We start from the raw sequence: 8,690 nt of genomic DNA, 5'->3' as shown, positions 1-8,690 counted from the left end.
CCTGTCGCCGCTGACGGAGGCGGGGGAGGTCCGCACGACCGTGGCCAAGGCCCTCAGCGTTCCGCTGGACCAGTCGGCCGCCCTCGCGGAGTACATCGGTCGGGGGCGGCTTCTTCTGATCCTCGACAACTGTGAGCACGTCGTGGACGAGGTCGCACAACTCGTGGAGCACCTGGTGAGGTCGTGTCCCGCGATCACCATCTTCGCCACCAGTCGGGAGCTGCTCGGGGTCGACGGGGAGATGGCGTGGCGTGTCCCCTCACTGTCGCTCCCAGAAGGAGATCTGTCAGACGTCGAGCGGTACGAGTCGGTGCGTCTGTTCTGTGACCGCGCGATACGCGCCCGGAGTGGCTTTCGCCTCGATCCCGACACCGCACCGGCCGTGGCGTCCATCTGCAAGAGAGTGGACGGCATCCCGCTGGCGATAGAGCTGGCCGCGGCTCGGACAAAGGTCCTGACACCCAAGCAGATATCGGACGGCCTCACCGATTGCTTCCGCCTGCTCGCCGGAGGATCCCGGACGCTCATGCCGCGCCAGCAGACCCTACGTGCGTCGGTTGACTGGAGCTACAGGCTGCTCGACCCCGCCGAGCAGACTCTTCTGCGCAGGATGTCGGTGTTCGTGGGCGGCTGCACTCTGGAGGCGGCCGAAGCCGTGCGCGCGCAGGACGATGTGGAGGCATTCGACGTTCTGGACCTCCTGACGCGGCTCGTCGACAAGTCCCTGGTTGCAGTCGAGCACAAGGCCGGCAAGGCCAGGTACCGGCTCCTGGAGACGATCCGCAGGTTCGCCGCCGAGAAGCTGGCGGACTCGGGGGAGGCCGAGCAGGTCCTGGCGAAGTCCAGGGACTACTGGCGCCGTTTTGTGGACCGTCCGATGGAGGACTGGTACGCCGCCTCTGGGTTCGACCTGCTGATCGAGGTGGACGCCGAGTGGCAGAACATCTCGGCCGCCGTGGAGGACCTCCAGTCGCTGGGCAAGGCGCGGGAAGCGTCGCAGATCGCAGTCCGGCTTTCGAGCCACGCGCCTCTTCGGGGCCGGATGAAGCAAGTGGCCGAGTGGCTGCAGGCGTGCGCGGATCAACTCGAGGTAACGGAGCCGGTCGTGGCGGTTCGCTGTCTGGCGGCCCGGCTTTACCTGCTGGCGATGTCGTCGGTGACGGGACTGGAGGACGATCTCGTCGCAGCCAAGTCCGCGGCGCAGGAGCAGGAACCCGAGGACGCTCGGGACCTGCAGCTCCTGATGGCCGAGGCACTCGTAACAAGGTTCACCGAGACCCAACGGTCCCTGGACGTGTTCGAACAGGTGTTGGGGATGCTGCCAGAGGATTCGGTCATGCGAGGCATGATTCCCGGCCTGCGGTCGTTCGCGGAGCTGGCGCTGGGGCGGACCGAGGACGCGAAACGGTCGGCTCTCGAGGCGGTGGCTCATCACCGACAGCACGGCCGCAGCGTCGCCGAGGCCATCGCCATCTTCCACGCGGGGATGGTGCACTCGGGAACACGCGACCTGTCCGAGTCGAGGAAGTATTACGAACAGGTGATCCCGCTGCTGGATCGGCTCGAGTACAAGGTGTTCGAGCAGTGGGCAATAGACCACGTGACGGGCGTGTGCATCAAACTGGACGACACCGACGCGGCCCTCGTCTGGGCGGAGCGCGGGATCAACCTGTCCCGATCGACCGGCATAACCGGCGGGAGCAACTTCCCGTTCCTTCTCATGAAGGTCGCCGCGTTGTCCGAAAGGTCCGGACACTACGAGCGTGGACTGGCCGCCGCGCTCGAGGCGGTGGAGGTCACGGACCACCCGTATCACGCTCAGGCCCTGACATGGGCGGGGCTGCTGGCGCAGCGCGCCGGCGACCCTCGGGCCTCCGGCTTCTTCATCGGTGCACTCCTGGCCGGCCGTGGCCTCGAGGTGACGACCGACCTCCGAAGCGGGACCAAGCGGGTACCGACTCTGGCCGAAGCGCTCGGCGGACTGGCGCGGGAAGCAGTTGCCGGCGGGCGCCTTGCAAGGTGCGCACGACTGTGGGGTGCCGCTGAGGCGCGAAGGGAGTTCGAGGAACAGGCGAGTGGGGCCGCGACGGGCAATTTCTCGCGCGAATCTCGACGAGAGTGGGTGGAGTCGTGCCTGCGGCCGGCGCGTGAGGCGCTCGGCCCTCGTTGGGAGGTGGAGTTCCAGCGCGGCCGCGAACTCGCGAAGGACGACGCCATCGCATACGCGCTCGAGGAGGAGTCCACCGAGGTGGCGCGCGCTCTGATCAAAGGCGACCGGGACGGGCGGTAGCCTGGGCCGTGCCCCGACGCAACCGGCGTCAGCCGGAAGAGCCTTACCAGCCCCGGCGCCCGTCGGTGACGTCCCCCATGGCCGCGCCCCCCGGGTGGCACGCCCACACGCACGGCGGTGGGGGCGGCGGTCCCGACTACACCTGCCCCGGCTGTCACAGGTTTGTGCCCCGCAACTCACAGCACGTGGTCGCGTGGCCGGACGACGACGAGGAACGGCGGCGGCACTGGCATACCGGCTGCTGGAAGACCGCGGTGAACCAGGGACTGGACCGCTACCGCTGGACCTGACCTACAGGTCGAGGTCCGTGCGGCCCGGCTCCCGGACTCCCACCAGCGCCGCCATGTTTCCTTCCGAATGGCGGTTCTCGAACATCAGCTGGTGCGGCTTCCAGATGTCCTCAAAGCTGAAGACGTCGCCCAGGCACGGGTCCAGCCGTCCGGACCGCACCAGGTCGTTAAACGCGTAGGACTGCTCGTCGTTGGCGAAGTGGGAGCCCTGCAGGCGCTTCTGCCGCATCCACACGTAGCGCAGGTCGACGTCGGCGTTGTAACCGGTGGTCCCTGCACAGATCACGACCATGCCGCCCGTGTCGCAGACGAACATCGACGTCGGGATGGTGCTTTGTCCGGGGTGCTCGAACACGATCCGCGGAGAGCGGCGCTCGCCGAGGACCTCCCAGACCGCCTTGCCGAACGCCCGGCACCCGGCGGACCACTCGGCATAGCCGGCGTCGTCGGACCAGTCGGGCATCCGGCCGAAGTGGTCGTAGCCGGTCCGAAGCACGTAGCCCTTGGCTCCCAGGTCCATGCAGAACTTGCCGCGTTCGTCGGTGGACACGACCGCGACCGGGATGCCCCCCTGCTCGCGGACGATCTGGATCGCCATCGAGCCAAGTCCCCCGGACCCGCCCCAGATCAACACGACGTCGTCCGGCTGGACCGTGTGGGGCGGCCACCCCATGAGCATCCGCCAGGCGGTGGCCCCGACCAGGGTGCAAGCCGCGGCCGCTTCCCAGGACAGATGCTCGGCCTTCGGCATGCACTGGTGCGCCTGCACCTTTGTGAACTGCGCGAAGCTGCCCCAGTTCGTCTCGTAGCCCCAGATGCGGTAACTGGGGTGGAACATCGGGTCCAGGCCCGCGGGTACGCCCTCCACGTCCCAGGCCCCGCAGTGGATGACGACCCTGTCGCCGACCTTCACGTTGGTGACCTCGTCGCCCACGGCGTAGACGATCCCGGACGCGTCTGATCCCCCGATGTGGAAGTCCGAAGGCTCCCCGAGCCGGCCGTGGACCTCGCAGACGTCGATAGGGACGCCCCGCGCAGCCCACACGTTGTTGTAGTTGATGCCGGCCGCCGCCACCCAGACCAGCGCGTCGTGGGGGCCGACCTCCGGGACGTCCATCCGTTCGACCTTGAACGCCGTCTCGGGCTCACCGAAGCGCTCGGGACGGATCACCTGGGCCCACATCTGGCCGGGCACTTCCCCGAGTGGGGGGGCCGATCCGATGTCGTAGATGTCGCGCGCCATTGCCGCTCCGCCAGCCGGGTCAGCCGCGGGTGAGTCGCCGCGGGGCAGTCAGCATGGCACCGAAAAGCGGCGCGTGACGAATCGGGACGGACGGACGAGGGGCGGCCGACCGGCCGTCCCCTCTTCGAGAGCTATTCCGGCGGCTCCACGACGTGCATCGCCAGCTCTTCGGCCGACATGCCGCCGTCGTCATCGGTGGCAAAGGCCGTGGCCAGGCCTTCGTCGGAACCCGAAGACCCTACGAGGCGGCGGACGACTCCTTGCTCGTCGTCTCCCGGCTCCTCGTCGCCGACCTCCCGCCGTAGCTTCATTTCCAGGGACTCGCCCTGGACCGACTCGGCCGCCGTGGTGCCGAACTCGTTCACCGCTTGCGGGTAGTCGCGCGGCGGCAGCATCACGTCCTCGTCCATCTCCACTGACTGCCTGCCGGCGGCGTGCTGGTCTGCAATGTCCGGAATGCCCTCGTCTTCCAGGGTTCGTTCGCGCGCTCGTTGGCTCATGGCAACGGGGTACCCGGTGGGAGAGCTTCCGAAACTCCCGCTGCCCCCGAACTCGCAGGCTACAGGCCGATAGCGGCGCCCTCGGCCCTCGGATCGGTGGCGGCTGCGTAGCCCGCAGGGGTGACCGCGATCGCGTGGGCGTGGCCCGCAACCCTGGCGTCAAAGGCTGCCCCCAAGCGCACCTCGTGGCCACGCGCGCGCAGCCCGTCCACCACGCCGGCGTCAAACCGCGACTCGGCGGAGACGGTCCAATCGCGAGGGGACACCATCCACCTGGGCGCGTCGATGGCGGCTTGGACGTCGAGTCCGTCGTCCAGGATCCGTGTGAGCAGCTGAAGGTGGGTCTGCGCCTGTCCGTCGCCGCCCATGGTCCCGAACACGATCGCCGGACGGCCGGCCCGCATCACCATGGCCGGGATCAGCGTGTGCATCGTCCGCTTGCCCGGCGCCATGGCGTTGACGTGAGTGGGGTCCAGCGAGAAGAAGGCGCCGCGGTTGTGCAGGTTGATGCCCCACCCGGGGACGGTCACGGCGGACCCGAACCCCATGTAGTTGGACTGGATGAGGCTCACGCACATCCCCGACTCGTCGGCCGCGCAGAGGTAGACGGTGCCGCCGCCCGCGGCCGATCCGGGGACGAGCTTGCGCGCCGAAACGGGATCGACTTCCCCGGCGCGGTCCCGCGCCCGCTCCTTGGACCCAAGCGTCGCTGCCGGCACGGTCATGTGACGCGGGTCGGTTACGTGGGCCTCCCGGTCGTGCAGCGCCAGTTTCATCGACTCGATGAGCAGGTGGTGGCGGTGCAGCGACTCGGCTTCGCCGGGCTCGTCGAGCGACTCGAACACGTTCAGCGCCTCGAGCACAGTGACCCCCTGGGTGTTCGGAGGGAGCTCGACAATCTCGTGGCCGCGGTAGGTGGTGGACATCGGTTCCACCCACTCACCGGTGTGCGACGCGAGGTCCGGTTCCTGAAGCAGCCCGCCGTGGCGTTGCACCGTGTCCGCGATGGCGGCGGCGATCTCGCCTCGGTAATAGGCGTCCGGTCCTCCGTCACACAGGGTCCGGATGGTGCGCGCGAGGTCGGGCTGCCGCAGCACGTCCTGCGGTCCGGCGTTTCCGTAGACGGCGCGCCAGTCCGCTGCGAAGTCCTGCGTGTAGGCGGCTCTCGAAGCGACGATGCTCGCCGCACCGCGCGCGCTGAGCTGGAAACCGTCGGACGCATACCGGAGCGCCGTCTGAGCGAGGTCGGCGAAGGACCTCGTCCCGAACTGGTCCAGCAGGGCGAACCAGGCCTCCACGGCTCCCGGCACAGTCACCGCGTGGGGGCCGAGAGCCGGCATCACATCGGTCCCGGCGGCCGCCCGGACGGCTTCGACCGTCGCGGCGGCAGGCGCACGACCGGACCCGTTGTACGCGTGGAGCGACCCGTCCCACACCAGAGCGAACAGGTCCCCCCCGTACCCGCACAGGTACGGCGTGACGACTCCCAGCGTCAGGTTCGTGGCGATGGCCGCGTCCAGGGCGTTGCCACCGGAGGCCAGGACGGCCAAGCCGGCCGACGACGCGAGGTAGTGCGGCGACGCGACGCATCCCCGCGGGAACAGCTTCGGCTCGGTCACCGGCGCCGCGGGCCTTGACTCAGGCGCCGTACCTGGACCCGGACAGCTGCTTGAGCTTCTCCAGGCTGTGGTCGGCTTCGACCCAGCGGATCGTCTGGGACTGCGACCTCATGACCATCGAATGCGTATAGGCGTGGGACGTCTGATAGCGGACCCCGTGCAGTAGCAGCCCGTCGGTGACCCCGGTAGCCGCGAAGAAAACGTTTTCGGACGACACCAGGTCGTTGATGGTCAGGACGGCGCCGAGGTCGTACCCGGCGTCCTTGGCCGCGCTCTTTTCCTCGTCGTTGCGCGCGTGCAGACGCCCCAGGATCTGGCCGCCCAGGCACTTCAGGGCGCAGGCGGCGATCACGCCCTCCGGCGTGCCTCCGATGCCCAGCAGAAGATGGATTCCGCTGCCTGCCTTGGCGGCGTTGATCGCGCCGGCCACGTCGCCATCGGTGATGAGGAAGACGCGGGCGCCGGCCTCGCGGGCCTGCCGGATCATGTCCGAGTGGCGGTCGCGGTCCAGGATCGTCACCGTCACGTCTTCCGACTTGATTCCGTGGGCGCGGGCAACGCGCGCCACGTTGGTGGCCACGGGAGCGTCGAGGTCGATCACGTCGGCGGCCTCCGGCCCGCACGCGATCTTCTCCATGTATACACAGGGTCCGGGATCGAACATGGTCCCGCGCTCGGCCACGGCCACGACCGCCAGCGCGTTGCCCTGCCCGCGCGACGTCAGGCCCGTCCCGTCGATGGGATCGACCGCCACGTCGACCTCGGGGGCCTGGCCGTCGCCGACCTCCTCGCCGTTGTAGAGCATGGGGGCCTCGTCCTTTTCCCCCTCGCCGATCACGACCACGCCTGCCATCGGCACGGTGGACATCATCAGCCTCATGGCGTCCACGGCGGCCTGGTCGGCGGCCTCCTTGTCGCCGCGGCCGATCCAGCGCCCGGCCCCCAGCGCGGCGGCTTCCGTCACACGGACGAGCTCCATCGCGAGGTTGCGGTCCGGGGCGGCGCTCGCCTCGGCTCTTGTCTGTTCGGTCGTCGGGTCCACGGGCAGCCTCCTGCGCGCGCTAGGTAGGGAGAGGCGCGGCCTCAAAGCGTATGACGTCCGGCAGGCCCCGCGCCTCGTCGGGCCCGGCCTAGCGGGCGTCGCCGCGGCCGAGCAGGCCCGGGTACTCGCGGCCCCCCCAGGGCAGGCGTGAGGACAACGGCCATCGCCGCGATGGCGACATGAGCGGGGCGATGTCGGTGATGCCCGCCCGGCGGGAGGCCCAGCTTGCGGCGCGCCACGACGGCGGTGACGACTGAACTTTTTCCGACGCGAGCAGTGCGCGGATCGCCGCGGTGATGGCGGCGGCCTCGTCCGGCGGCGGTTCGGGAGTGATCCGCGGCGTGGTCACAGCGGGATGTTGCCGTGCTTGCGCTGGGGCAGCGACTCGCGCTTGGAGCGCAGCATCAGCAGGGCGTCGATCACCCTCGCGCGCGTCTCCTGCGGTTCTATCACGTCGTCCACATACCCCCGTTCGGCCGCCACCCACGGGTTCACGAAGCGCTCGGCGTAGTCGGAGATCAGCTCCGCCCTCGTTGACTCCGGGTCGTCGGAGGCCGTGATCTCGCGGCGGTGGACGAGGCTGACCGCCGGACCGGCCCCCATGACGGCGAACTCGGCCGTCGGCCATGCAAAGGCGACGTCGGCGCGGATGGGCTTTGAGTTCATGACCACGTACGCGCCGCCGTAGGCCTTGCGCGTGACGACGGTGATCCTCGGGACGGTCGCCTCGGTGAAGGCGTAAAGCAGCTTCGCGCCGTGTCGGATGATCCCGCCCCACTCCTGGTTGGTCCCGGGCAGGAAGCCGGGGACGTCCACGAAGGTCAGCAGAGGGACGTTGAAGGCGTCGCAGGTCCGGATAAAGCGGGCCGCCTTCTCCGACGAGCCGATGTCCAGGACGCCGCCCATGATCCGCGGCTGGTTGGCCACGATCCCGACGACGTGGCCGGCCATGCGGGCATAACCGCAGATGATGTTGGGGGCGAAGTACGGCGAGTACTCGTAGAACGTGTCGCGGTCCACCACCCCTGAGATCACGTCGTGCATGTCGTAGGGCTGGTTGGCCGTGTCGGGCAGTACGCGCGTCAGTGCTTCGTCCGCCCGGTCGGGTGGGTCGCCCGTCTCGGCCCACGGCGGCTCCTCCAGGTTGTTGGAGGGCAGGTAGCTCAGCAGGTGGCGGACCTGGGCGAAACAGTCCTGCTCGTCCTCGGCCACGAAGTTCGCCACTCCGGACTTCGACGCGTGCGTCATCGCTCCGCCGAGTTGCTCGATGGTCACGTCCTCGCCCGTCACGGCCTTCACGACATCGGGGCCGGTGATGCCCATGTTGGAGGTGCGCTTGACCATGTAGACGAAGTCGGTCATGGCGGGGGAGTAGACGGCGCCGCCGGCGCAGGGACCCGCGATCACCGAGATCTGCGGGATCACCCCGGACGACCTGACGTTGCGGTCGAAGATGTAGGCGTAGCCGGCCAGCGACACGACGCCTTCCTGGATCCGCGCGCCGCCGGAGTCGTTGATGCCGATGACGGGGGCCCCGGTCGCCGCGGCGAGGTCCATGACCTTGCAGATTTTCTCGGCGAACACCTCACCGAGGGTCCCGCCGATGAACGTGAAGTCCTGCGAGAAGACGAACACCTGGCGGCCGTCCACGCACCCCCACCCCGTGACGACGCCGTCGCCGTCCGCACGCCGCTTCTCGAGGCCGA

8 protein-coding genes are annotated in these 8,690 nt (G+C 69.1%); 2 read left to right on the top strand and 6 right to left on the bottom strand.

Going from position 1 to position 8,690, the window contains the following annotated elements; all coding sequences use genetic code 11:
- Positions 1–2,290: hypothetical protein (locus tag VNE62_11060; GenBank protein ID HVE92816.1), on the top strand; the 2,290-nt coding region annotated here is incomplete at its 5' end.
- An 8-nt stretch (positions 2,291–2,298) separates the two neighbouring features.
- On the top strand, positions 2,299–2,580 hold the full coding sequence (locus VNE62_11055; GenBank protein HVE92815.1) for a hypothetical protein: 282 nt from the start codon (positions 2,299–2,301) through the stop codon (positions 2,578–2,580).
- 1 nt (position 2,581) lies between these two features.
- Here VNE62_11055 and ccrA read toward each other — a convergent pair whose 3' ends face one another.
- From ccrA to VNE62_11025, 6 genes are all read right to left on the bottom strand, one after another.
- Positions 2,582–3,823 (bottom strand): crotonyl-CoA carboxylase/reductase, encoded by a 1,242-nt coding sequence (gene ccrA / locus VNE62_11050; GenBank protein ID HVE92814.1) that lies wholly within the window; start codon positions 3,821–3,823, stop codon positions 2,582–2,584.
- A gap of 131 nt (positions 3,824–3,954) precedes the next feature.
- Complete coding sequence (locus VNE62_11045) at positions 3,955–4,323, bottom strand: hypothetical protein (GenBank protein ID HVE92813.1); 369 nt, start codon at positions 4,321–4,323, stop codon at positions 3,955–3,957.
- Between the two features lie 59 nt (positions 4,324–4,382).
- On the bottom strand, positions 4,383–5,942 hold the full coding sequence (ggt, locus tag VNE62_11040) for a gamma-glutamyltransferase (GenBank protein ID HVE92812.1): 1,560 nt from the start codon (positions 5,940–5,942) through the stop codon (positions 4,383–4,385).
- A gap of 19 nt (positions 5,943–5,961) precedes the next feature.
- Positions 5,962–6,921 (bottom strand): class II fructose-bisphosphatase, encoded by a 960-nt coding sequence (gene glpX, locus VNE62_11035; GenBank protein HVE92811.1) that lies wholly within the window; start codon positions 6,919–6,921, stop codon positions 5,962–5,964.
- A gap of 151 nt (positions 6,922–7,072) precedes the next feature.
- Complete coding sequence (locus tag VNE62_11030) at positions 7,073–7,333, bottom strand: hypothetical protein (GenBank protein HVE92810.1); 261 nt, start codon at positions 7,331–7,333, stop codon at positions 7,073–7,075.
- Positions 7,330–8,690, bottom strand: a 1,361-nt coding sequence (locus tag VNE62_11025; protein ID HVE92809.1) for an acyl-CoA carboxylase subunit beta, incomplete at its 5' end; no start/stop codon positions are given. The genes VNE62_11030 and VNE62_11025, both read right to left, overlap by 4 nt.

This window comes from Actinomycetota bacterium, from assembly GCA_035536535.1.
Lineage (GTDB): Bacteria > Actinomycetota > JAICYB01 > JAICYB01 > JAICYB01 > DATLNZ01.
Note: the sequence above shows the minus strand (reverse complement) of the source record. Positions and strands in the feature narration are given on the sequence as shown.

Bases quoted from the DNA above. Each gene is read 5' to 3' on its own strand.
- VNE62_11045 (HVE92813.1), bottom strand. From the start codon at position 4,323: ATGAGCCAACGAGCGCGCGAACGAACCCTGGAAGACGAGGGCATTCCG.
- ccrA (HVE92814.1), bottom strand. From the start codon at position 3,823: ATGGCGCGCGACATCTACGACATCGGATCGGCCCCCCCACTCGGGGAA.
- glpX (HVE92811.1), bottom strand. From the start codon at position 6,921: ATGGAGCTCGTCCGTGTGACGGAAGCCGCCGCGCTGGGGGCCGGGCGC.